20 protein-coding genes are annotated in these 23,313 nt (G+C 60.6%); 10 read left to right on the top strand and 10 right to left on the bottom strand.

Annotation, left to right across the window (positions count from 1 at the left end; translation table 11 throughout):
* Positions 1–8: 8 nt before the first annotated feature.
* The 5 genes from ABI546_RS05710 to tal form a co-directional block, all read right to left on the bottom strand.
* Entirely contained in the window at positions 9–866 is an 858-nt protein-coding gene (locus ABI546_RS05710) for a sugar ABC transporter permease (RefSeq protein WP_348044964.1), read from the bottom strand.
* An 84-nt stretch (positions 867–950) separates the two neighbouring features.
* Positions 951–2,258, bottom strand: coding sequence for a sugar ABC transporter substrate-binding protein (locus ABI546_RS05705; protein WP_348044962.1), 1,308 nt, complete (start codon positions 2,256–2,258; stop codon positions 951–953).
* A 279-nt stretch (positions 2,259–2,537) separates the two neighbouring features.
* Entirely contained in the window at positions 2,538–3,401 is an 864-nt protein-coding gene (locus ABI546_RS05700) for a DUF3047 domain-containing protein (RefSeq protein ID WP_348044960.1), read from the bottom strand.
* Positions 3,402–3,491: 90 nt separating this feature from the next.
* Positions 3,492–5,069 (bottom strand): glucose-6-phosphate isomerase, encoded by a 1,578-nt coding sequence (gene pgi, locus ABI546_RS05695; protein ID WP_348044958.1) that lies wholly within the window; start codon positions 5,067–5,069, stop codon positions 3,492–3,494.
* A gap of 38 nt (positions 5,070–5,107) precedes the next feature.
* Positions 5,108–6,055, bottom strand: coding sequence for a transaldolase (gene tal / locus ABI546_RS05690; protein WP_348044956.1), 948 nt, complete (start codon positions 6,053–6,055; stop codon positions 5,108–5,110).
* A gap of 139 nt (positions 6,056–6,194) precedes the next feature.
* Here tal and zwf point away from each other — a divergent pair, with 139 nt between their 5' ends.
* Positions 6,195–7,661, top strand: coding sequence for a glucose-6-phosphate dehydrogenase (gene zwf / locus ABI546_RS05685; RefSeq protein WP_348044954.1), 1,467 nt, complete (start codon positions 6,195–6,197; stop codon positions 7,659–7,661).
* Between the two features lie 261 nt (positions 7,662–7,922).
* The gene (locus tag ABI546_RS05680; protein WP_348044952.1) at positions 7,923–8,768 is read left to right on the top strand and encodes an SIS domain-containing protein; all 846 of its coding nucleotides are present in this window, start codon (positions 7,923–7,925) and stop codon (positions 8,766–8,768) included.
* 135 nt (positions 8,769–8,903) lie between these two features.
* Here the strand turns inward: ABI546_RS05680 and ABI546_RS05675 are convergent, their stop codons facing one another.
* The 4 genes from ABI546_RS05675 to ABI546_RS05660 all read right to left on the bottom strand — a co-directional run bounded on the left by ABI546_RS05675 (position 8,904) and on the right by ABI546_RS05660 (position 13,898).
* Positions 8,904–10,241 (bottom strand): M20 aminoacylase family protein, encoded by a 1,338-nt coding sequence (locus tag ABI546_RS05675; RefSeq protein WP_348044950.1) that lies wholly within the window; start codon positions 10,239–10,241, stop codon positions 8,904–8,906.
* 33 nt (positions 10,242–10,274) lie between these two features.
* Positions 10,275–11,021 (bottom strand): DUF3047 domain-containing protein, encoded by a 747-nt coding sequence (locus ABI546_RS05670; RefSeq protein WP_348044949.1) that lies wholly within the window; start codon positions 11,019–11,021, stop codon positions 10,275–10,277.
* 359 nt (positions 11,022–11,380) lie between these two features.
* Positions 11,381–12,475, bottom strand: a complete 1,095-nt coding sequence (locus ABI546_RS05665; RefSeq protein ID WP_348044947.1) for a porin — start codon at positions 12,473–12,475, stop codon at positions 11,381–11,383.
* Positions 12,476–12,830: 355 nt separating this feature from the next.
* Positions 12,831–13,898: a porin gene (locus ABI546_RS05660; protein WP_348044946.1), complete on the bottom strand. Its 1,068-nt coding sequence runs from the start codon at positions 13,896–13,898 to the stop codon at positions 12,831–12,833.
* A 755-nt stretch (positions 13,899–14,653) separates the two neighbouring features.
* Between ABI546_RS05660 and ABI546_RS05655 the strand changes: the two genes are divergently transcribed.
* The gene (locus tag ABI546_RS05655; RefSeq protein WP_348044945.1) at positions 14,654–15,952 is read left to right on the top strand and encodes a porin; all 1,299 of its coding nucleotides are present in this window, start codon (positions 14,654–14,656) and stop codon (positions 15,950–15,952) included.
* Positions 15,953–16,081: 129 nt separating this feature from the next.
* The gene (gene coq7 / locus ABI546_RS05650) at positions 16,082–16,711 is read left to right on the top strand and encodes a 2-polyprenyl-3-methyl-6-methoxy-1,4-benzoquinone monooxygenase (RefSeq protein WP_348044943.1); all 630 of its coding nucleotides are present in this window, start codon (positions 16,082–16,084) and stop codon (positions 16,709–16,711) included.
* Between the two features lie 98 nt (positions 16,712–16,809).
* Here the strand turns inward: coq7 and ABI546_RS05645 are convergent, their stop codons facing one another.
* On the bottom strand, positions 16,810–17,268 hold the full coding sequence (locus ABI546_RS05645) for an OsmC family protein (RefSeq protein ID WP_348044941.1): 459 nt from the start codon (positions 17,266–17,268) through the stop codon (positions 16,810–16,812).
* Between the two features lie 252 nt (positions 17,269–17,520).
* On the opposite strand from ABI546_RS05645, the gene ilvA reads away from it, so the two are divergent.
* The 6 genes from ilvA to ABI546_RS05615 all read left to right on the top strand — a co-directional run bounded on the left by ilvA (position 17,521) and on the right by ABI546_RS05615 (position 23,313).
* Entirely contained in the window at positions 17,521–19,164 is a 1,644-nt protein-coding gene (gene ilvA, locus ABI546_RS05640; protein WP_348044939.1) for a threonine ammonia-lyase, biosynthetic, read from the top strand.
* A gap of 39 nt (positions 19,165–19,203) precedes the next feature.
* Positions 19,204–19,467, top strand: coding sequence for a cysteine-rich CWC family protein (locus ABI546_RS05635; RefSeq protein WP_348044937.1), 264 nt, complete (start codon positions 19,204–19,206; stop codon positions 19,465–19,467).
* Positions 19,424–20,485 (top strand): nicotinate-nucleotide--dimethylbenzimidazole phosphoribosyltransferase, encoded by a 1,062-nt coding sequence (gene cobT / locus ABI546_RS05630; RefSeq protein WP_348044935.1) that lies wholly within the window; start codon positions 19,424–19,426, stop codon positions 20,483–20,485. The genes ABI546_RS05635 and cobT overlap by 44 nt, the downstream gene beginning before the upstream one ends.
* A 15-nt stretch (positions 20,486–20,500) precedes the next feature.
* Positions 20,501–21,355 carry an adenosylcobinamide-GDP ribazoletransferase gene (locus ABI546_RS05625; RefSeq protein ID WP_348044933.1) on the top strand — a complete coding sequence of 285 codons (855 nt, stop codon included), beginning with the start codon at positions 20,501–20,503 and terminating at the stop codon, positions 21,353–21,355.
* A 173-nt stretch (positions 21,356–21,528) separates the two neighbouring features.
* The gene (locus ABI546_RS05620; protein WP_348044931.1) at positions 21,529–22,077 is read left to right on the top strand and encodes a histidine phosphatase family protein; all 549 of its coding nucleotides are present in this window, start codon (positions 21,529–21,531) and stop codon (positions 22,075–22,077) included.
* 267 nt (positions 22,078–22,344) lie between these two features.
* Positions 22,345–23,313 carry a 5'-nucleotidase gene (locus tag ABI546_RS05615; protein ID WP_348044929.1) on the top strand — a complete coding sequence of 323 codons (969 nt, stop codon included), beginning with the start codon at positions 22,345–22,347 and terminating at the stop codon, positions 23,311–23,313.

Below are 23,313 nucleotides of genomic sequence, written 5' to 3'. Positions count from 1 at the left end.
ACGTTCCTTCAGTCGAGGTTCTTGCCGACGATGCGGATAAGGAACACCGCTACGATGTTGGCCACCACTACTGCAAACAAGGCACCGGCCGACGCCACGCCCACGTCAAAGTTCATCAGCGACTGTTTGAAGATCATGTAGGTGAGGTTGGTGCTCTCGTTGCCCGGGCCGCCATTGGTGGTGATGGCGATCTCGGCGAACACGCTGAGCAGAAAAATCATTTCGATCATGATCACCACCGCCATTGGCCGGCCGAGATGCGGAATGATGAGATAGAAAAACCGTTGGAACGAACTCGCACCGTCCATGCGCGCCGCTTCCATCTGCTCGCGGTCGAGCGACTGCAACGAGGTAATGAAAATCAGACAGGCGAAGGGAAGCCACTGCCAGGCCACCATGATGATCACCGACAACAGCGGCACGTCGGTGAGCCAGTCGACCGGCTGCGCGCCGAAGAAACGCCAGAGGTCGGCAAGCACGCCGTAGATCGGGTTCATCATCATGTGCTTCCACAGCAGCGCATTTACTGCGGGCATGACGAAGAACGGCGAAATAAGCAGAACCCGCACGACGCCGCGGCCCGGAAAGGGCTCGTTCACCAGCAACGCGAGAAGCACACCAAACACCACCGTGATGACAATCACGCTGCCGATAAGCAGCAGCGTGTTCCAGGTCGCAGGCCAGAAGTCCGGATCGGTGATGAAGTACTGAAAGTTCTCGATGCCCACGAACGGATGGTCGCCGGGCTGCATGAGGTTGTAGCTCACGAACGAGAAATACAGAGTCATCACGAGCGGCACGATCATCCAGAGGAAGAGCGTGAGCACTGCGGGCGCCATGAGTGCGCGAGGCAAGAGGCGGTTCATGTTGTGAATCTTTGGGGGCGTCGGGTCAGAACTGCCGCGGACCCGGCTTTGCCGGTCCGCGGGCAGCGCGCACACCTTCAGGGTTTACTTGTAATACCCGGCCTTCTTCATCTCGCGCTCGGCCGCCGTTTGTGATGTCTTCAAGGCCTGGTCCACCGTGACCTTTCCCGCCAGCGCCGCGCTCATCTGCTGGCCTACCGCTACGCCGATAGCCTGGAACTCGGGGATAGCCGCATACTGCACGCCGACGTACGGCGACTTGGGCAGCGTGCTGTCGCTGAGGTTGGCGCTGTCAATGGCCTTCTTCTCGGCCGCAGCGAACTTGGCAACCTTCTGGAACTCGGGGTTTGCGTAGGTCGACTTGCGCGTGCCGGTAGGCACCGTGCCCCAACCATGTTCCTTGGCGACCAGGTTGATGTACTCCTTGGAAGTGGCCCACTTCACGAAGGTCTGGGCAGCCGCGCCCTTGGTCGAGCTGGCCGGGATGGCCAGGTTCCAGGTCCACAACCAGTTGGCACCCTTGGGCGTGATGGCAACAGGTGCCTGGGCAAAAGCCACCTTGTCGGCCACCTTCGACTGCTTTGGATCGCTGATGAACGAGGCGGCGATGGTTGCATCCACCCACATGCCGCACTTACCCTCGTTGAAGAGTGCGAGGTTCTCGTTGAAGCTGTTGGCTGATGCACCGGGCGGGCCGTAAGCTTTCATCAGATCGACGTAGAAGCCAATCGCATCCTTCCAGGGCTTGGTGTCGATCTTCGGCTTCCACTGCATGTCGAACCACTGGCCGCCGTTGGTGTTGACCAGCGTGGTCAGGAAGGCCATGTTGTCACCCCAGCCCGGCTTGCCGCGCAGGCACATGCCGTACACACCGGCTTTCGGGTCGTGGATCTTGCCGGCCAGTTCCTTCACCTGTGTCCAGGTGGGTTGATCAGGCATCTTGAAGCCGACCTTGTCGGCAAGGTCCTTGCGGTACATGAGCATGGAGCTCTCACCATAGAACGGCGCGGCGTAGAGCTTGCCTTCGTGCGACAGGCCGGCGCGGATGGCGGGGAGCAGGTCGTCGACGTCATAGGCGGCATCGGTGGCAATGGGCTGCAGCCAGCCCTTCTTCGACCAGATCGGCGCTTCGTACAGGCCAATGGTCATCACGTCGAACTGCCCGCCCTTGGTAGCGATGTCGGTCGTAACGCGCTGGCGCAGCGTGCCCTCTTCAAGTGTGACCCACTTGAGCTTGATGTCGGGATGGGCTTTCTCAAAAACCGGCGTGAGCTTTTGCATTTCGATCATGTGGCCGTTGTTCACAGTCGCCACCACGAGTTCGGTCACGGCATGGGCCATGCCAGCGCCCGAGAGTGCAAGCACCAGGCCTGCCCGGATAAAACGCTTCATAAGATGTCTCCTTCGTTATGTCGTTCGAAACGGCAGCTTTGCCGCTCACTGCATTCTGAAGAAAGCGCCTTGCGGGTTTGATACCAGACCAAGGCACTTCAATACTTTATTGCATTGAAGGAGTGGTAATTTCCCTGAATTTCGCATGATTAGATGCAACGAATTGTCAAAGCAGACGTGGCGCAGCTCTGCTGCTCCCGCCCATCAGCCAGTGTCATTGCACATACGGATAAAGATTGGGTCTGGGCCGGTGTGGACACCGACCTGGCGGGCGCGGCGCTACTTGCGCGCGACAGCCGAAGCCGGTACCAGCTTGAGTGGCCCGTAGAAGGCCTGCAGCTGGCCCTCGTTCTTTTCGCCTTCGGTAAAAACCGCAAAGCTCAGCAAGGCGCCCGGATCTTCGCCGAAGGCCTTGCGATAGTCGGCGCGGATGTCACGCTCGTAGCTGCGCCATTCGTTGTAGCCGTGGTCGCCCGAGTCAACGACGATTTTGCGGATGCGGTCGGTCCGGTCATTGACGACGACCTCGCCGGGCCGGTTGACCCGCGACCACGAATACACCAGCGTCGCGAACGGCATCTCTTCGCCGGTCAGCAACCGGCTCAGCTCCGACAACAGGGAATTTTTCATTGACAGCCGCGAGCGGTCGCCTTCGAACGCGAGCACTACCCGCACGGGCACGTCATCGAGTTGCGGCAGCGTCAGGTTGGCGCCTGCGCCGGCGTTAGGCACGTTCCAGGAAAAACGCACGAGGCCAAGCTCGTCGGGCTCGATGCGGTGGCGATGGCGCAGGATGCTGCCGGATGCGTCGGCCTTGGCGAGCACTGCGTCGCGGCCTTCATAGCGCACATAGCTGTAGCTGGCCGGCTGCTTGCCGGGCACGCGAAAGATTTCCCATTTGAGGTCGTCGGGCTTGAGGTCGCCGGCCTTGGGCGGTGCCGACATCTCGGCCCAGGCAGTGCCGGTCACCCCTTCCGCCGGGCCCAGGGTGCCGCCGCGGCTGACCGGCTCGTCGACATCGGCCTCTTCGTCAGGTGCCACGCGCGTTGCGCAGCCGGAAACCAGCGACAACGCCAACAGCACCACGGCAAACACCGAAAAACGGACGGGGGCACTACGAGGCGAGGAGGGGGGGAAAGACATGGTCGAGGTCATCGAAAAAATCGGCGAAGCGGGAAGTTGACCACGGAACCGCGCGGTCCCGCAATGAAAAAACGCACGGTTTTGTGGAAATCAGCCGGCGATCTTGCGCAGCAGGCCGGCCGTCGAACCGTCGAGGCCAGAGACATCACCGCTTTTCAGGCGCGGCTCGATGTCCTTGGCCAGCACCTTGCCCAGCTCTACGCCCCACTGGTCGAAACTGTTAATGCCCCAGATCGCGCCGCTGACAAACACGCGGTGCTCCTGCAGCGCGATCAGCGCACCCAGGCTGGCCGGTGTGAGCCGTTCCAGCAACAGGAAGGTGCTCGGACGGTTGCCAGGAAAATGCTTGTGGCCACCCACGTCTTGCTTCCCAGCCATCAGGGCCTGAGCCTGGGCCAGGACGTTGGCCAGCAACTTGGGGTGATGCCCAGGCAGGTCATGCGGCGCATGCGCCGCTTGTTTGACCGCCACGAACTCGACCGGCACCACCGAGGTCCCCTGATGCAGCATCTGGAAATAAGCATGCTGGCCATTGGTGCCGGGCTCACCCCACAGCACCGGCGACGTTTCAAACGGCAAGTCCTTGCCATCCGCATCCACACGTTTGCCGTTGCTCTCCATCTCGAGCTGCTGCAGGTAGGCCGGCAGGCGGCGCAGCGCGCTGCTGTAGGGCGCAATGCTGCGGCTGGTAAAACCGTGGAAGTTGCGGTACCAGACATCGAGCAAGCCCAGGCGTACCGGCAAATTACGCTCCAGCGGTGCGGTGCGAAAGTGCTCGTCCATGGCATGCGCGCCGGCCAGCAGCTCGCGAAAGCCGGCGGCACCAATGGCGATGGCCACCGGCAAGCCGATGGCCGACCACAGCGAATAGCGCCCACCCACCCAGTCCCAGAAGCCGAACGTGGTGCTGATGCCGAATTCGTTGGCCGCCGCGACGTTGGTCGTCAGCGCGGCGAAATGCCGGCTGATGTCGCGGCCACCTTGCGCCTCAAACCAGCGCCGGGCCGAATGCGCGTTGGTCATGGTCTCGGTGGTGGTGAAGGTCTTGGAGGCGATCAAAAACAAGGTGCTCTGTGGCCTGAGCCCCTTGAGCACGGTCGCCAGCTCGTCGCCGTCCACGTTGGAGACGAAGTGAACGCGCTTACCCGTTTTCGCAAATTCGCCAAGCGCCAGCACCGCCATTTGGGGCCCAAGATCAGAGCCGCCAATGCCAATGTTGACGATGTCGGTAATAGCCGCATCGGCGCGCACCTGCTCGGCATAGGCCAGCATGGCGTCCAGCGTGGCGTGCACCTGAGTCGACTCGTTTGCTATGTTTTTAATAGCTGCTTGCGCAATACCATCCTGGGCTGCAGGCGGATTTCGCAGTAAAAAATGCATCACGGCACGCTGTTCGGTGCTGTTGATCAACTCTCCGGAGAACATGGCGTCGCGATGGCCCTCGAGGCCGCATTCGCGTGCAAGGTCCAGCAGCAATTTTTCGGTGGCGTCGTCGAGCAGATTCTTGGAAAGGTCCGCGAAGAGGTGCGGCGCGTCCTGGCTGAAACGCGAGAAGCGATCAGGGTCTGCGGCAAACGCGGCCCTCAGGTCGAAGTTCTTGCCAGTCACGCCATAGTGGGCCTGCAGCACAGGCCATGCAGACGTCTGATCACAACGCAGTCGGTTCATGGAAGGTCCTGCCTGTCGGTTTATGTCGGCTTGTTCAGTTATGCGGCCAGCATCAAGTGCTCAAGCTTCACGGCATCGGCGGCAAAAGCGCGTATACCCTCGGCCAGCTTCTCAGTGGCCATCGCGTCTTCGTTGAGCGCGTAGCGGAATCCGGCCTCGTCAAAGTTCACGGCGGGCAAGTCGAGTGCCGCCGCGGCCTGGGCATCCAGCGCCCGCGGCAATGCTGCGTCGCTGGCGGCGAGTTGGGCCAGCAGTTCCGGGCTGATGGTCAGGAGATCGCAACCCGCGAGAGCGGTGATCTGGCCTACATTGCGAAAGCTCGCGCCCATGACCTCAGTGGCAATGCCAAAACGCTTGTAATGGTTGTAGATCTCGCGCACTGACTTCACGCCAGGGTCGTTGGCGCCGGTCATGGCGGCTTCGTCCCAGGCAGCACCGGCGGACTTCTTGTACCAGTCATAAATGCGGCCCACAAAAGGCGAAATGAGCTGGACTTTGGCCTGGCCGCAGGCAATCGCCTGGCAGAACGAAAACAGCAGCGTGAGGTTGGTGTGAATGCCGCGCTGCTCCAGCTTTTCAGCGGCCTGGATGCCTTCCCAGGTCGCGGCCACCTTGATCAGCACGCGGTCGATGTGAATGCCTTCGGCCTGGTAGAGCTCGATGAGGCGTTCACCGCGCGTGTAAGTGGCATTGGCGTCAAAGCTCAGGCGAGCGTCGACTTCAGTGGAGACACGGCCCGGAATGATGGACAAAATTTCGCAGCCAAAGCGCACCAGCAGGCGATCCATGACTTCGTCGAGCGCCCGGCCCTTGAAGCGGCCAACAGTGTCTTTCAGCAGGGGCTGGTAGTCGGCCTTCTGCACGGCCTTGAGGATAAGGGACGGGTTGGTGGTGGCGTCCTGCGGCTTGAATTGCCCCAGTTGCTTGAAATCGCCGGTATCGGCAACCACGGTGGTGAACTGTTTCAGGGCGTCAAGTTGGGTCATGGCAAAGGGATGTCAAACGCTGAATGGTCTGGATGAAACACCGTCGTGACGCCTGGATACAGGCATTTCGCGGGTTTTTTGTCGAGTTACCATTATGCCCATAGAATATGAAACTTTATTACCAAGACAATTTTTTACCATGAGCTTTGACCTCATCCTGTTTGGCGGCACCGGTGACCTGGTGTGGCGCAAGATCATGCCGGCCCTGTTCCAGGCCTTCCGCCACGGCTCCTTGCCGGCGGGCGGGCGCATCGTGGGTGTGGCACGCGATGATTTGTCGGATGACCAGTACCGCGCGCTGATCAAGTCGCGTTTTGACAATGTCGAGCTGGCCAAGCGCCCGAGCGAGGAAGAGTTTTCGCGTTTTGCGGCGCTGCTGGGCTATTTGCGGATGGACCTGTCCAACCCGGCCGACTACGCTGCGCTGGCCGACAAACTGCAGCAGCGGCCTGCCGACGTGGTGGTGATGTACGTGGCCACGGCGCCCAGTCTTTTCACGACGGTGTGCGAGCAGATCGCCGCCGCCGGGCTTAACGGCCCTAAAACACGCGTAGTGCTGGAAAAGCCCTTGGGCCACGACCTGGCCTCCAACCGCGCCATTAACCAGACCGTGCGCAGTGTGCTGTCCGAGCAGCAGATCTTTCGCATCGACCACTACCTGGGCAAGCCTTCGGTGCAAAACCTGTTTGCACTGCGCTTTGGCAATTCGCTGTTTGAGCCGCTGTGGCGGCGCGAACACATCGCGAACATCCAGATCACGATTGCCGAAGAACTGGGCGTTGAAAAACGCGGCGCGTTTTATGACAACACCGGCGCCCTGCGCGACATGGTGCAAAACCACGCGCTGCAGCTGCTCTGCGCCATTGGCATGGAGCCGCCCATCAATTCACATGCCGATGCCATTCGCGACGAGAAACTCAAGGTGCTGCGTTCGCTGAAGACGTGGACGCCCGAGACGCTGAGCCAGCACGTCATTCGCGGCCAATATGCGGGCGGCAGCATCGACGGCGAAGCGGTACCGGCTTACCGCGACGAAAAAGGTGTGAACCCCGAAAGCACCACCGAAACCTTTGTCGCGCTGCGAACCGAGATTGCCAACTGGCGCTGGGCGGGCGTGCCGTTTTATATCCGCACCGGCAAGCGGCTGGCAGACCGCGACGCGCACATTGAGGTGAACTTTCGCCCGGCACCTCATGCGATTTTCAGAACGCCGCTGAGCGGCAATGTGGGCAACCGCCTGGTCATTAATCTGCAGCCCAAGGACGGACTGGAACTGCACCTGCTGGCACAAGGCGCTGACCAGCGCCACGACCGCGGCATGCCCACACTGGCGCCGGTGCAGCTGGACCTGGATTTCGACAAGCGCTTTGGCTCCGAGCGTGTGGGCGCTTACGAACGGCTGCTGCTGGATGTGATTGCCGGACGGCTCAACCTGTTCGTACGCAGCGACGAGCAGGAAGAAGCCTGGCGCTGGGTTGAACCGATTCTCGACGCGTGGGGCAACGACAGCGCCGGGCCTCGGCAGTACGCCTCGGGCACCTGGGGCCCGAGTGCCTCGAGCGCCATGATTGCGCGTGACAACTATTGCTGGTCAGAGGAATGTTAGCCCCCACGCTCCCCACTGCGTGTGGTTCGCTGCCCCCCGAGGGGACCGCTGCGCCTGCGGCCCGGCAAAGCCAGTCCCGCGGCCCCTGCTTGAAGTATTCGCCACTATGGCTTGGTGTATGTGGCACCCTGCACGTTGCAAGGCCTCACAGCACTTCCAAATATCAGTCCGAGCCGCGGAACCGGCTTTGCCGGGCCGCAGGCGGGGCGGCCCCCTCGGGGGGCAGGGAGTTACACGCAGTGAACGACCGTGGGGGCCCACATGCTTGACCGGATCAAAGCTTCATTGACCTCTTTGGCACCAGCCGAACAGCGGGTGGGTCGCCTTGTACTGACGGACCCGCGCGCATTTGCCAACCTGCCCATCACGGAGCTGGCGAGCCGTTCGCATGTGAGCAAGCCGACCGTGGTGCGGTTTTGCCGCAGCATGGGTTACGACGGGCTGTCGGACTTCAAGCTCAAGCTGGCGGGCAGCGTGAGTGAGGGCGTGCCCTTCATTCACCGCAGTGTGGACGCGGACGACAAGACCGGCGACGTGATGGTCAAGGTGATCGACAACACGGTGGCGGCCTTCCTGAAGTACCGCAACGACGCAAGCTCTGTGGCCGTTGAACGGGCCGCAGACGCACTGCTGGCCACCTACAACAGCGGCCACCGCATCGAATTTTTCGGCGTGGGGAACTCGGGCATCGTGGCGCAGGACGCGCAGCACAAGTTCTTCCGGCTGGGCATCACCAGCATTGCCTATAGCGATGGCCACATGCAGGTGATGAGTGCCTCGCTGCTGGGACCTGGCGACTGCGTGGTGGTGATTTCAAATTCAGGCCGCACCCGCGACCTGATGGACGCTTGCGATATCGCCCGGAAAAACGGCGCCACCACCATCGTGATCACCGTCACCGGCTCTCCGCTGGCCGCGGCCGGCAATATCCACCTGGCGGCGGACCACCCCGAAGGCTATGACCGCTACAGCCCCATGGTGTCGCGCCTGATGCACCTGATGATCATCGACATCCTCGCCACCTGCGTGGCACTGCGCATTGGCAGCAAACTGCAGCCCTTGCTCAAAGAAATGAAGAACAACCTGCGTAACAAGCGCTACGCGTGAGAGAGGCGATCAGCCGGCGTCATTGGCGGATTTTTTCAGCCATTTCCCCCGAAATTCAAGGCAAATCGGGCTGTAGCCCAATAGGAACGTGCGCCAGCAGCTATTGAATTGATAGTGACTGCGCTGCAACCACGATCAAACAATCGGTAGCGAACGCTCCACAATGCCGGCAAACAGCGCCGAACCGAGTGGCAGGACGCTGTCGTTGAAGTCGTAGCAGCTGTTGTGAAGGAAGCAGCTGCCCACACCGCCGATGACACCACCTTTGCCGTCGGGTAGTTGCTCGCCTTGTCCCAGGCGCAAGTAAGCGCCGGGCTTGACCCGGAGCATGAAAGAGAAATCCTCCGAACCCATGCTGGGTTCGAGGTTGCGCACAACATTTTCGGCGCCCACGAGTTGTTCGGCCACGCTGGTGGCCAGCGCGTATTCGACCGGTGAATTGATGGTGGCCGGGTAAATGCGCTCGTACTTCACCGTGGCCGTGGCGCCAAACCCCTGCGCCACCGCCGAACACAGCTCCTTCAGCCGCCGCTCCACAAGATCCTGTACCTCGGGTTTGAAAGTACGAACCGTGCCTACCAGCGTGGCGTTGCCCGGCACGACGCTCATGGCGCCCAGGTCACCCGCCCGCACCGCGCAAATGCTGATGACGGCGTTGTCCATGGCCTTTACGTTGCGCGACACAATGCTCTGCACCGCCGTGATGATGTGAGCGGCCACCAGCACGGAATCCACCGCGAGATAGGCATGTGCGCCGTGCCCACCCTTGCCGGTGACCTCGATGGTGATGCGGTCCGCCGCTGCCATCATCGGGCCCGGATTGATGCCTATGGTGCCGGGTTGCATCGCTGGCCAGTTGTGCATGGCGTAAATAGCCTGCACGGGAAAGCGCTCAAACAGGCCGTCCTTCATCATCGCCTCGGCCCCGCCGCGCCCCTCTTCCGCAGGCTGAAACACCAGTACGGCATCACCCGCAAAGTTGCGTGTCTCGGCCAGGTAGCGGGCAACCCCCACCAGCATGGTGGTATGCCCGTCATGTCCACAGCCATGCATCAAGCCAGTTTTGGCAGACTTCCAGCCAAACTCGTTGTGCTCGGTCATGGGCAAGGCATCCATGTCGGCGCGCAAGCCGATCATGGGCCTGGAAGGGGACGAGTCGTCGGCACCAGTGGGCTGCTGGCCCTTGATGACCGCCACGACACCCGTCTTGCCTATACCGGTGTGTACTTCGTCAACGCCGCACAACTTGAGCGCATGCACCACCCGGCTGGAGGTGTAAACCTCTTCGAAGCCGAGTTCAGGATGGGCATGCAGGTCACGCCGGAAGGCGGTCAACTCGGGGTGGTACTGCGCAATTTGCGCGAAGGCACGGCCTGAGGCACGTAAGGGAGAAGATCGATCCGGGGTGGCAATGCTTCCCGCTGCGGCGGGCTGGATGGAAGAGGCATCTGGAAGATTGGTCGGAGCGCGCATGTCAGTGAAATCGCGAGTTCAGCAGCCTGAATACTAGTCTTGAAGGAGAGGCGGCGCAAATTCAGGGACTTGCGAGATCTGTAGCAACCGCGGCGTCATCACTTGAGCCATTGACGGCACCATTGCCGGCGAGACGAGAGCACCGGTGTGACTCTTGAGGCTGACGGGGCCATACCATGCCTTGGTCGTTTGCCGTGTATTGTCGGTGTCGGTCATGATGGCAATGCCGACCAGCGCACCAGGCGCCTCACCGAAAGCTTTTTCGTAGTCTGCGCGAACGTCACGCTGGTAGTCGAGCCAGCGGTCAAGGCGGCCGGGACCGGATTCAATCACCAGCTTGCGGATCCGGTCGGTACGGGTGTTGATGATCACGCTCTCGGGTGCGCTGTGAGAGCCCCACACATACATAAGCGTGGCATAAGGCAGTGGCTCACCTGTCAGCACCAGCGCCAGCTCCGACAGCATGGCGTTCTTGGCGGAAAACTTGGAGCGGTCGCCTTCAAACGCAAGAACCAGACGCACCGGCGAATCATCACGGTCACGTTGCGTTATGTCGGCACCCGAAATCATTTTCGGCACCTTCCAGGAAAAGCCCAGGGTTCCCAGCGCCGAGGGCTCGATGCGCAAGTCCTGCCGCAGCATGCTGGCCGCGCTGTCGGACTCACTGAAAATGGCATTGCGTCCATCCAGCCGAACGGCCCGATAGCGCGTGGATTTTTTTCCTGGAAACGTGCAGTGTCGCCATTTGGCGGCATCGGCGTCCGTACTTGCGGACGACACGGAAACCCAGTCGACGTTCGTTCCGACCGAGGATACAGAAGGTCCGAATCCCGTACACGCCGCAACCAGAAGCAGACAACCAGTAGCCAGCAATCGCGTCGTGCAAGGGAGGAGGCTGTGATATGACAATGACAGTGGCATTGAAAGAAAAGGAGGCGTTGATGCCCCTAATATCTTGTTGTAGGTCAGTTCAAATAGCAGGAGCTGACTATTTAACGCAGTGGAAGCAGAAAAGTTTCACAAAAACTCCGGATACCTCACCCTCAAGCAACATTTTTTCTACGAAAAAAAGCCGCCTCGGGTTACCCCGAGACGGCTTTCAGATTCTCATCAGAAACTGGCGTTAAGCCAGCTTCAGATTAGAACGTGTGGCGAATACCAGTGGCCAACAGCGTACGCTTGCTGGTGGTAGAAGCATTGGTACCAGACTCAACCTTGGTATTGATGTAGCCAGCGTACAAAGTCGTGCGCTTGGACAGATCGTACGTACCGAGCAGGCTGTAGCCATGACCCTTGTTGGTGGAACCGGCGCCTTCGCTCTTGGCGCGCTCGTAGCCCATGGCCACAGAGGCTGCACCGAACGGCACGCTCAAGCCGATTTGGTACTCTTTGTCTTTGAGCGTGTTGTTCTTGGCGGTGTTGTAGCTACCGACCAGTTTCACAACGCCGAAGTCATAGCTTGCACCCAGCAAGTTGTACTTACGCGAATCAGCGACAACAGCAGGAGTACCTACAGCAGCCCCGCCGGTAGCACCGAGGAACATGGTGGAGCCAACAGTCTCTTTTTCACGCTGATATCCGTAACCAACCAACAGAGGGCCGTTAGCATATTTCAGATGAACGCTGGTGCTGTTGGAAGCAGAAGCGGTAGCGGTCTTGTCTTCGCCGAAGCCATAAACCACTGCGCCGCTGAAGCCGCCGAAGCTTGGCGAGTCGTAACGGACGGAATTGTTGGTACGGTTGCTGTAGTCTTGAATGCCCGTGCCCCACACAGTGCCGGTCTGGGCAAAGGTGTTGGAGTCATAGGTATTGTTGGTAGCGCCGCGGAGCGAGTCATAAGCGGTGTACTGGCGGCCCAGGCGAACTTCGCCGAAGGAACCCTTCAGACCAACACTTGCGACACGACCAAACAGGACGCTGGCGGTAGAAGAGGCACTGCCGCCGTTGTTGGCCAGAGCACCGGTAGAGATGTCAAAACCGCTTTCGAGGGTGAACACTGCAGCCAAACCGCCGCCGAGGTCTTCACTGCCACGCATGCCCCAACGCGAGCTGCTCAAGCCGCTGCCGTCGATCTTGCCTTGGCTAAGTTTGGTTTCGGTACCGCCGGTGGACACTTTGGTAACGTTCTGGCCGATGAATGCATCAGCAACGCCGTACAGGGTCACAGAGGATTGGGCATGTGCAACGCCAGCGGTTGCAGCGAGTGCAGCCAGGGCGATAAGAGTCTTTTTCATTGAGAGTTTCTCCAAGGTTAAACATAGGGCTCCGGCACGGGGACCATTTCAGACTTACGCCTTCTTGGCACCACCAGAGACCCGGGCCAACCCCCGTTTCGGGAAGTTGGGTCTATTGCACCAGACTGGGCTTCAATTCGCAAAGGAATGCCCAAAAAAACAGCCAACTCGTTGTGCTCAAACCACAAAGCAGGCGCATCAAGTGGAAAAGAAACAACGCCCGGCAAAAGTTGTGATTTCTCCGCACCAAATCCCGGTTTTACAGGGCGATTGCGGCCGATCCATGAAAAAAGCCGTTTCAGCGAAACGGCTTTTTTGTTGATCCCGGACAGCCGGGCTTTAGTTCAGTTCTGGATTAGAACGTGTGGCGAACGCCAACACCGTAGGTGCTGGTCTTGCGATCAGCAACACCGGAGCCGGTTTCCTTACCGCTCTGAACACCTGCGTACAGGTTGGTGCGCTTGGACACTGCATACAGGCCAGCCAGACCGTAGCCGGTGCGCTTCAACTCAGGAAGACCACCCAGACGGGTGCTCTTGGAGCGGGCATAACCGCCAGACAGGGTGAACGTGCTGCTAACAGGGAAGTCCAGACCAATCTGGTATTCCTTCGTCTTGTCTGCGGCCACGCCGGTGATGGGAGTGGCGCCGTTCTTCACCTCGCCGTAGGCACCCAGCAGCTTGACCACGCCGAAGTCATACGAGCCATTCAATTGGGTGTACTTGATCGCCGTGCTGGCGCCGGTGGTTTTTTCGGTCTGGTAAGCCAGGGAAGCTCCGATGGGGCCATTCGCGTAAGCCACGTTCATGCTGGCAATTTTGCCGGCACTGACGGTAGCGGTTTTGTTTTCGCCGAAGCTGTACATCGCAGCCGCACTGAAACCACCGAAGTCAGGGGTTTGGTAATACACGGAATTACCAGGACGGTCTTGATAGCTGTTGCTGGCCCACACGCTGGTGGAAGGCGCGAACAGGAGGGAGTCGAAGCCAGCGGCACCAGAACCCTTGACCATGTCATAAGGCGTCCACATTTTGCCGAGCTTCAGTTCACCGAAACCACCAGACAGGCCAACCCAAGACTGACGGCCAAAGATCGCATTCGAAGAGTTGCCCGGTGCGCCATACGGGTTGGAGTAGTTGTTCGCCACGCCAGTGCTAGGGTCAAAGCCGGCTTCCAGCAGGAAATTGGCTTTCAGTCCGCCGCCGAGGTCCTCAGAACCTTTCAGGCCGAAACGGCTGGTCTGCAGACCACCGCCGCTGCCAGAGAAAGGATGTGCAACGTTCACGCCGGATTGGCTGAGGTTGTTGTCTTTCACGGTACCGACCCAAGCGTCGACCAAGCCGTAGAGGGTCACGTTGGATTGAGCAGAGGCTACGCCCGAAACGGCGAGCACTGCCAAAGCAACCAAGCTTTTTTTCATCATTAGAAATCTCCAAAAGGTGGAAAACAAACACTGCGACTAAATACACATTTATAAGGGCTCAGTGACTACCCTTAGACCAATTTAACCAAATAGTCATAAATGACACCAACTCTTATCTCTACTATTAGCAACGTTCATACCTGAATTGTTGGGCCGTAACAACGCGCGGAATTTTGCGCACGCTACAGGTGCGTGGGAAGAAGCTGCAAGATTTCGCGCCGTACGAGGAGCAAGGCCTCGTGGATCAAATCAAAGCCCCAAAGCAGGGCATTCACTCCGGACGCGCCCCGCGTTGGTGATATCACCGGCAAACACCGGTCCTAAAGCCGAAACACCGCCTAAAACGTGCGAGAAGACAAGCGCGGCACGAGCCGCTCGCATGAACCGTTGTAATCACGAGTCACTCTTTAGCCGCCTGAGCGTCTCGCTTGGGGAATTAGAGACAAAACCCTAGCCTCAAATCGCGTGCACCCAAGCCGGTGTCGGAGCACCTTCAGAAGTCGTTTGGAAACCTCGCTCTCAGAGGGAAAGGGGGCCTCCAATCCCCTCCCTTCCGGGCGCTGCTTTCCGCTCACGTCAGCGTCAAGAACATCGGGTTTTCCCTTGTCGCGAAAGTGATACCCCCGGTAGTGACACTCTTTACGGGTCGCGGCATCACCATTAATCTTCCGTTCACAGAGATGCCTGCGAAGACAGGCGCCAAGACGGCTTGTTTATCTATTGCTACCCTTTCAATTACAACTCCTGGAGACTCCATGAAAAAACTGACCCTCGTTGCAACTGCGATCATGGGACTTTTGTCCACTTCCGCGGCTATGGCGCAAAGCACCGTGACCCTCTACGGCATTGTTGACGCTGGCTACAACCAGGTGAGCGGTTTGCGTCAAGGCACCGTGAGCACCATCGCCAGCGGCATCATGGAAGGTTCGCGTTTTGGCATGCGTGGCACCGAAGACATCGGCGGTGGTTACAAGGCTATTTTTACGCTGGAAAACCGCTTTGAAGCAGATACCGGTGCACTGGGCAACAGGACGAATTCAGGCGCACAGTTGCCCGATCGCATGGTCAACGCCAACTTGCTGGTACCCACCTTTTCCGCCGCACAGCAAGCCGGTCTGCAGACAAACTTTTTCACACCCATTGCCGCCAGTATCGGTGCCGGCCTCGGCGTCAACACGGCAAATAACCTGTTTGACCGCCAAGCTTTTGTCGGCCTGATTACCCCGGTTGGCGCTATTACCCTGGGCCGTCAATACACTCCAGGCTATCTGGTTGGCGCCACCTTCGACGCCTCGCAAACCCAATCCAGCCTGGCTGCAGGGCAGGTTGCCAGTTTCCCCCCTGCCTTTGACATTCGCCTGAGCAACACCATTCAGTACGCCATCCAGACCAGTGGTGTGACCGCCTCGCTCATGTATGGCGCCGGTGAGGCAGCCACCACCACAGTCGGCAATTCAGCCAGCCGTTTCCTAGGTGGAATGGTCATGTACAAGGCTAGCGGCTGGTCAGTCGGCTTCGGTCACAACACCAAGAACAATAGCAGCGGCCAAAAATCCCTGACCAACAATGTGTTGGGCGCGACCGTTGACGTCGGCCCAGGCACCATTTACGGTCAGTACGCTACGATCAGAGACGAAAACCCGGACGCTCTGGCACTTATCGCCCCGAGCCTGGCCACCCCTGCAGCCACCGCTGGCCTGACCGCTCTGGGTACCAATGCAGCGACGATTCTTGCAGCGTACTCCAATGCGCTCCAGCAGAACGCCGCCCTCATGCATGTCGGCTACCGCATGACCACCGGTCCACACACCATTGTGGTGGCCTACAACCGGCTGAATGACAAGCGGTCCAACAACGCTGACACCTCATCGTATGGTGCGACCTATACCTACGCGCTGTCCAAGCGCACCAACCTGAATGCCGTGCTGACGCGCTTCAACAACAAGGGTACGGGCCAAGCCGCTCCTGGCGGCAACGGCTTCCTCGGCGGCGTGACCTCTTCTGCGGGCGTGGATTCCACCAACATCGCGTTTGGCATTCGCCACACGTTCTAAATCCGGGACTGCTCCGGATTCGATCCGGCCTCCTGTCAAAGCCCCCGCCTGGGGGCTTTTTTGTTTCCGCTTTCCTGGTGCTGCGACAGGGATAACATGGAATCATCGCTATCCCGGAGAATGCAAAACATGACTACCGCACTCGACACCGCACTGAATGCCGCGGACGGCGCGCTGCGCACGCTGTTTGCCGCTCCGCGCGCCAGCCGTACCTGCCCCACCGTGCCGGGCGAAAAAACGGAGCTCACCGCCCCCGACAAAGCGCACTCAGGCGCGCTGATGCGGGTCAACCACGTCGGCGAAGTCTGTGCCCAGGCACTTTATTCCGCGCAAGCCCTCGGCACCCGCGACCCGGCCCTGCGGGAACATTTCCTGCAGGCCAGCCGCGAAGAGGGTGACCACCTGGCCTGGACGAAAAACCGGCTTGACGAACTTGGCTCCCGGCCTTCGCTGCTCAATCCGCTCTGGTACGCAGGTGCGTTCGGCTTAGGCTTGGTCGCCAGCCGGCTCGGTGACCGCTTGAGCCTGGGCTTTGTCGTGGAAACGGAGCGGCAGGTTGAAGCGCACCTGGCAAGCCACCTCGAGCGCCTGCCAGCCGGGGACCATGAGTCGCGCGCCATCGTGGCGCAAATGAAGGACGATGAAGCGCTGCACGCGCGCGAGGCCGAAAAAGCTGGCGCGCTTCAATTGCCCGCTCCGGTGAAAGCCTTGATGCGCTCTGCGGCGCGCGTGATGACTACTACAGCGCACTACATCTGAGCAGCGCTTTCTGAAAACGTAAAAGCCATCCGGGCATTTGCTATCAATTTAATAGCTCCTCGCGCTCATCCACAAAGGGCTTGAACATAAAACAATGCTCAACCCTCAATCACCTCAAAGCTGGTCGTGATCTCTGCGGTTTTGGCCAGCATGATGGTGGCCGAGCAGTATTTGTCGTGGCTCATGGCCACGGCACGTTCCACCGCAGTGGTGGCCAGGCCGCGCCCCGTGACGACAAAATGCATGTGGATTTTGGTGAATACCTTGGGGTCGACAGGCGCCCTTTCGGCACTCAGCTTGACCGAGCAGCCCCGAACGTCCTGGCGGCCGCGCTTGAGGATGAGCACCACATCGTAGGCTGTACAGCCGCCGGTCCCGGCCAGCAAGGTTTCCATCGGCCGCGGCGCCAGGTTAGCCCCACCGTTTTCCGGCTTGTCGGCATCAGGCGCCCCGTCCATCACCAAAGTATGGCCGCTGCCGGTTTCAGCCAGAAAGCTCATTCCGGAGCGCGACCCCGTGACCGCCGTCGGGCCTGTCCAACTCACCGTGCATTCCATGAATCTCTCTCCTTATGCATAAAATTTATGATTAAACCGTGAAAAATGTCAAATTTACGCCACAAGATATTGTGCAGCGCAACATCAGCCCGGTATACTGAAATCATCGCATCAAGATCGGTTGCCGCACGGCACCAGGTCTTTTTGCACCGGTTGTCTCCTCCACCTCCTCTAAGGGTGGATTTACAGGCCCAGACTGCAAAGTCTGGGCCTTTTTTCTTGCCCACTATGATGTCAGGCTGCGAGAAAAACATGCCAACCCACACCAAACAAGCCACCCGCCCTGCTTCTAAAGTTGCCAAAGCCGCCAAAGCGCCCGGGAAGCCTTCCGGAAAAACGTTAAAGCCAGCGCTGAAACCAGCGGACTACCTGAAAAAGATCCTGACGGCCCGGGTCTATGACGTGGCGGTGGAATCAAATCTGGAGCCCGCCAAAAACCTGAGCCTGCGCCTCAAAAATACCGTGCTGCTCAAGCGTGAAGACCAGCAACCGGTGTTCAGCTTCAAGTTGCGGGGCGCCTACAACAAGATGTCGAACCTGAGCCCGGAGCAGCTCAAAAAAGGCGTGATCTGCGCTTCAGCCGGCAACCATGCCCAGGGCGTTGCGCTCAGCGCGCAAAAGCTCGGCACGCGCGCGGTGATTGTGATGCCCACCACCACGCCGCAGCTCAAGGTCGATGCGGTCAGGGCCTGGGGCGGCAATGTCGTGCTGCACGGAGAGAGCTACTCCGATGCCTACGCCCACGCAGTCGTGCTCGAGAAAAAACAGGGCCTGACCTTTGTGCACCCGTTTGACGACCCTGACGTCATCGCCGGGCAGGGCACCATCGCGATGGAAATCCTCATGCAACTGCAAAGCCTCGGCTCCAGCCGGCTCGACGCCGTGTTTGTGGCCATCGGCGGCGGCGGGCTGATCTCCGGCGTTGCCAATTACATCAAGGCCGTGCGGCCGGAGATCAAGGTCATCGGCGTGCAGATGAACGACTCCGACGCGATGCTGCAGTCGGTCAACGCCAAAAAACGCGTGACCTTGAGCGACGTGGGCCTGTTCGCCGACGGCACGGCCGTCAAACTGGTCGGCGAGGAAACCTTTCGCATCAGCCGCGAGTTGGTCGATGAATTCATCACCGTCGACACCGACGCCGTCTGCGCCGCCATCAAGGATGTTTTTGTCGACACACGCAGCATCGTCGAGCCGTCCGGCGCGATGGCCGTGGCCGCCATTAAACAGTATGTGGCCAGCCACAAGGTCAAGGGTGAAACATACGCCGCGATTTTGTGTGGCGCCAACATGAACTTTGACCGCCTGCGCTTTGTGGCCGAGCGAGCCGAAGTCGGCGAAGAGCGTGAGGCCTTGTTCGCCGTGACGATCCCTGAGGAGCGCGGCAGCTTTCGGCGCTTTTGCGAAGCCATCGGCGATTTGCCGGGTGGCCCGCGCAGTGTGACGGAGTTCAACTACCGCATCAACGACGACGCAAAAGCGCACGTTTTTGTGGGCCTGACGACCTCCGCCAAAGGCGAAAGCGGCAAGATTGCCGCCTACTTCTCGCGCCACGGTTTCAAGGCGCTGGACCTTACGCATGACGAGCTCGCCAAGGAGCACATCCGCCACATGGTGGGTGGGCACAGCGCACTGTCCAAAGACGAGCGCCTGCTGCGCTTCATCTTCCCCGAGCGCCCCGGCGCGCTGATGAAGTTCCTCTCCAGCATGCGGCCGGGCTGGAACATCAGCCTCTTTCATTACCGCAACCAGGGCGCCGACTACGGCCGCATCCTGGTGGGCCTGCAAGTGCCCAAGGCCGACAACAAGGCCTTCAAGGACTTCCTCGACACGCTGGGTTACCCCCACGTCGAAGAAACCGCCAATCCCGCTTATCGGCTTTTCCTTCAAAGTTAACTGCACAGTTGACTGCCGAGCCCACAAAGCCTACCCGCCATGACCTCACAGGACACACCTTCGGCAATACCGGCTTTGGCCAACACCTCGGTGTGCCCCCGCTGCGGCGCAGGTTTGCGCTGCGGCATGGTGGCGGGGGACGCCGAATGCTGGTGTGTCAAGCTGCCGCACGTCATACCCGTTCCCTCCGAACGAACCCCGCAACCGGAAGGCAGCGCGCTGTCGTGCTTCTGCCCCGCCTGCCTCAAACAAGTTACCGATGAACGCTCCCGACTTTCCGCCCGCCCGCCTGCCCGCGATTGAGCCCACCGCCAACCTCCCGCTGGAGGCAAAGCTACGGCACAAGATCGACCACAAGACCAAGCCCCAGGGCGCGCTCGGCCGCCTTGAAAGCCTGGCGCTGCAGCTGGGCTTGATCCAGCAGCAGGAAAGCATCACGCTACGCGATCCGCAAATGGTGGTGTTCGCGGCCGACCACGGCATTGCCGCCGAAGGCGTCTCCGCCTTTCCGCAGGCCGTCACGGTGCAGATGGTGGGCAACATGCTGGCCGGCGGCGCCGCCATCAATGTATTTGCGCGCCAGCACGGCTTTGCGCTGCAAGTGGTGGACTCGGGTGTGGCGGCCGATTTTTCGGCCCACCCGCAGCTGCTGCAGCGCAAGATCGCGCACGGCACGCGCAACACCCGCCACGAGCCCGCCATGGCGCCGGCCGAGGCGCAGGCCGCGTTGCACGCGGGCATGGACATCGTGCGAAGCCTGCCCGGCAACGTCGTGGCTTTCGGCGAAATGGGCATTGCCAACACATCCGCCGCAACCCTGCTGTTCGCCCGCCTGGCAGGCGTCAGCATCGAGGACGCAACCGGACGCGGCACGGGCCTGGATGACGCGCAACTCGCACACAAACGCCAGGTGCTGGCGGCAGCGCTAGCCCTTCACGCTGGCGCGACGCAAGCTCTCGATGCACTGGCTGCCTTGGGTGGCTTTGAAATCGCCATGATGGCCGGCGCGATGCTGCAGGCCGCGAGTGAGCGCCGCGTGGTGCTGGTCGACGGCTTCATCGCCGGCGCGGCCGCGCTGGTCGCGCAAGCGCTGACGCCCGCAGTGCAGGACTACATGGTGTTTTGCCATCAGGGCAACGAACACGGTCACCGCCTGTTGCTGGCGCATCTCAAGGCCCAGCCCCTGCTTGAACTCGGCCTGCGCCTGGGTGAAGGCACGGGCGCGCTGCTGGCCTGGCCGCTGGTGCAATCGGCGGCGGGCTTCCTCAACGAAATGGCCAGCTTCGACTCGGCCGGCGTGAGCGGCCGGGAAGACGCCTAAACGCATGGACCTCGCATGACATCCATTACCCGGTTTGTCCGCGAGTTCCTGCTCGCCGTCCAGTTCTTCACCCGCATTCCGGTCACGGGGCGGCTGGCCGCCTGGGTAGGCTACAGCCCCGAGCTGCTGCGCGCCAGCGCCGGCCACTTCCCCGGGGTCGGCATTCTGGTGGGCCTTTTCGGCGCTGCCGTGTACGCCCTGTTCCATGCGGTTTTGCCCGACACCACCTTCGCGCCGCTGGTGGCCGCAGCGTTTTCCACCGCCGCCACCGTGCTGCTGACAGGCGGTTTTCATGAAGACGGCCTGGCCGATGTGGCCGACGGCCTGGGCGGCAGCCACGACAAAACCCGCGCGCTCGAAATCATGAAAGACTCGCGCGTGGGGGCCTTCGGTGCCATGGCGCTGGTGCTGGCCGTGCTGTGCAAGGTCTCGCTGCTGGCCATACTCGGCTCGGTCGAAGGCGTGCCCGCCGGCTGGGGCGACTGGGAAGAAGCGCCTTTTGGCAGCTGGTATGCCTGCGCCGCGCTGCTCACCGGCCATATCGTGTCGCGCAGCCTGCCACTGCTGCTGATTTACCTGCTGCCCCATGCAGGCGACACCGCCACGTCCAAGTCCAAGCCGCTGGCCGACCAGATATCCTCTGGCAGTCTGCTGGTGGGTTTTACTTGGTGCCTCGCCGCACTGGCACTGGCCACCTTCGTACTCGACGTCATGAACCTCATCGTCGCCTGCAGCTTCGCCGTGCTGGCCTTGTTGTGGATGGGCCGGCTCTTCAAGCGGCGCCTGGAGGGTTTCACCGGCGACTGCCTCGGCGCGACTCAACAAGTTTGCGAAATCGCTTTCTACCTGGGTCTCGCCGCCAGCTTATGAAACAAGCCCCCACGCTTGTCACTTCGTGTACTGCGCTGCCCCCGGAGGGGGCGCTGCGCCTGCGGCCCGGCAAAGCCGGTTCCGCGGCCCCGGCTGGCATTTGCAGCGTAGTTTGGTTGAGTGGGGTTCCACACTTTTCGCTTCGTACTGCGCTGCTCCGAGCTGGCTTTTGAATGAACCTCTGGCTCGTCCGCCACGCAACACCCCTGGTTGAACCCGGCATTTGCTACGGCCGGCAGGATATCGCAGCCGACGTAGCGGCGACCGCAGAATGCGCGAAATCACTGGCCATTTTGATCCCCGCCGCAACCCGCGTCGTCAGCTCTCCGCTACAAAGATGTGAGCAGCTCGCGCACGTCCTGCAAGGGCTGCGGCCCGATTTAGCTTATAAAACTGACCCGCGGCTACAGGAAATGGACTTCGGCAACTGGGAAGGCCGCGCGTGGCAAGACATTGCCCCAGCCGAGCTGCAAGCCTGGACCGACGGCTTTGCGCACCATGCCGTGGGCGGCAACGGCGAAAGCACCATGCAGGTCATGGCGCGCGTGGCTTCGGCCTTTGACGAGCTGCAGGGCCCAAACGATACGCTGTGGATCACACACGCGGGGGTCATGCGCGCCACGGAACTGATTGCACGCGGCGTGCGTCAGATCAGTCACGCCAGCGACTGGCCCGTAAACGCACCCGCCTACGGACAATGGTGCAAACTCGACCTGATATGAACACCCCCGCTGCTTGCTCACTGCGTGTAACCGCCTCCCCCCTTGCAGGGGGCGATGCCTGCGGCCTGGCAAACCCAGTTCCGCGGAGAATACAGAATTACCCCCGTCGGATGCTCGCTTCGCGTAGCACCTTCCCCCCTTGCAGGGGGCGACGCTTGCGGCCTGGCAAAGCCAGTTCCGCGGCGTCTGCTGGTGTCGTGCCGCGCCGAGCGTTGAGCGCAAAAAAGCAGTATTCCCAAGCGATCTGACAACAACAAGGCATCAACAATGGCAGCAACTCTGGATGGTCAGCTCGTGGTGGCGATCTCGTCACGCGCGTTGTTTGACTTTGAAGAAGAAAACCAGGTCTTTGAAACCGGCATGACGGCTGAGCCTGTGCCCGGCGCCAAAAAGGACGCGGCCTACATGAAGCTGCAGCTCGAGCGCCTCGACGTGCCCGCAAAACCCGGCGTAGCGTTCTCGCTGGTCAAAAAACTGCTGGCCTTCAATGAAGTGCCCGAAAGCGCCGGCGAGGCGGCCAGTTCCACAACACCCACCCAGCGCGTGGAAGTCGTGATCCTCTCGCGCAACGACCCGGTTTCCGGCATGCGCGTGTTCCGCTCGGCCCAACACTACGGCCTGAAGATTGAGCGCGGCACTTTCAACCGCGGCGAAGCGCCCTGGCGCTACCTGAAGCCGCTGCACGCCAACCTGTTCCTGTCTGCTCACCTGAGCGATGTGCGTGATGCGCTGCTGGCCGGCGTGCCCGCAGCACAGGTCTACCCGCATTCGGTGCGTGCCAGCGATGCACACCCCAACGAAGTACGCATCGCCTTCGACGGTGACGCAGTGCTTTTTTCGGACGAAGCCGAACGCGTCTTTCAGGCCCAGGGCCTGTCAGCCTTTCAGCAACACGAACGCGACAAGGCCGCGCAGCCTCTGCTGGCAGGCCCGTTCAAGCCCCTGCTGGAAGCCCTGCACCGCCTGCAGCAGGTGGGAACTTCGCACATGCGCATACGCACGGCCCTGGTCACTGCGCGCAGCGCCCCAGCGCATGAGCGCGCCATCCGCACGCTGATGGACTGGAATATCGAGGTCGATGAAGCCATGTTCCTGGGGGGTCTCGCCAAAGGCGAATTCCTGCGCGAATTCGAGCCCGACTTCTTCTTTGACGACCAGACCGGCCACGTGCATTCCGCTTCACAGCATGTGCCCTCGGGCCATGTGGCCAGCGGTGTTTCCAACCAGCTTTCCTGA

It is taken from the genome of Polaromonas sp., assembly GCF_039932935.1.
GTDB lineage: Bacteria > Pseudomonadota > Gammaproteobacteria > Burkholderiales > Burkholderiaceae_C > Polaromonas.
This window is presented reverse-complemented; position numbering and strand designations above follow the sequence as displayed.

Excerpts from the sequence above, each read along its gene's own strand:
- ABI546_RS05655 (WP_348044945.1), top strand. The coding sequence starts at position 14,654 with ATGAAAAAACTGACCCTCGTTGCAACTGCGATCATGGGACTTTTGTCC.
- tal (WP_348044956.1), bottom strand. The coding sequence starts at position 6,055 with ATGACCCAACTTGACGCCCTGAAACAGTTCACCACCGTGGTTGCCGAT.
- ABI546_RS05635 (WP_348044937.1), top strand. The coding sequence starts at position 19,204 with ATGACCTCACAGGACACACCTTCGGCAATACCGGCTTTGGCCAACACC.
- ABI546_RS05645 (WP_348044941.1), bottom strand. The coding sequence starts at position 17,268 with ATGGAATGCACGGTGAGTTGGACAGGCCCGACGGCGGTCACGGGGTCG.
- ABI546_RS05620 (WP_348044931.1), top strand. The coding sequence starts at position 21,529 with ATGAACCTCTGGCTCGTCCGCCACGCAACACCCCTGGTTGAACCCGGC.
- ABI546_RS05665 (WP_348044947.1), bottom strand. The coding sequence starts at position 12,475 with ATGAAAAAGACTCTTATCGCCCTGGCTGCACTCGCTGCAACCGCTGGC.
- ABI546_RS05675 (WP_348044950.1), bottom strand. The coding sequence starts at position 10,241 with ATGCGCGCTCCGACCAATCTTCCAGATGCCTCTTCCATCCAGCCCGCC.
- ilvA (WP_348044939.1), top strand. The coding sequence starts at position 17,521 with ATGCCAACCCACACCAAACAAGCCACCCGCCCTGCTTCTAAAGTTGCC.
- zwf (WP_348044954.1), top strand. The coding sequence starts at position 6,195 with ATGAGCTTTGACCTCATCCTGTTTGGCGGCACCGGTGACCTGGTGTGG.
- ABI546_RS05710 (WP_348044964.1), bottom strand. The coding sequence starts at position 866 with ATGAACCGCCTCTTGCCTCGCGCACTCATGGCGCCCGCAGTGCTCACG.
- ABI546_RS05615 (WP_348044929.1), top strand. The coding sequence starts at position 22,345 with ATGGCAGCAACTCTGGATGGTCAGCTCGTGGTGGCGATCTCGTCACGC.
- ABI546_RS05625 (WP_348044933.1), top strand. The coding sequence starts at position 20,501 with ATGACATCCATTACCCGGTTTGTCCGCGAGTTCCTGCTCGCCGTCCAG.
- ABI546_RS05705 (WP_348044962.1), bottom strand. The coding sequence starts at position 2,258 with ATGAAGCGTTTTATCCGGGCAGGCCTGGTGCTTGCACTCTCGGGCGCT.
- coq7 (WP_348044943.1), top strand. The coding sequence starts at position 16,082 with ATGACTACCGCACTCGACACCGCACTGAATGCCGCGGACGGCGCGCTG.
- ABI546_RS05680 (WP_348044952.1), top strand. The coding sequence starts at position 7,923 with ATGCTTGACCGGATCAAAGCTTCATTGACCTCTTTGGCACCAGCCGAA.
- pgi (WP_348044958.1), bottom strand. The coding sequence starts at position 5,069 with ATGAACCGACTGCGTTGTGATCAGACGTCTGCATGGCCTGTGCTGCAG.
- cobT (WP_348044935.1), top strand. The coding sequence starts at position 19,424 with ATGAACGCTCCCGACTTTCCGCCCGCCCGCCTGCCCGCGATTGAGCCC.
- ABI546_RS05700 (WP_348044960.1), bottom strand. The coding sequence starts at position 3,401 with ATGTCTTTCCCCCCCTCCTCGCCTCGTAGTGCCCCCGTCCGTTTTTCG.
- ABI546_RS05660 (WP_348044946.1), bottom strand. The coding sequence starts at position 13,898 with ATGATGAAAAAAAGCTTGGTTGCTTTGGCAGTGCTCGCCGTTTCGGGC.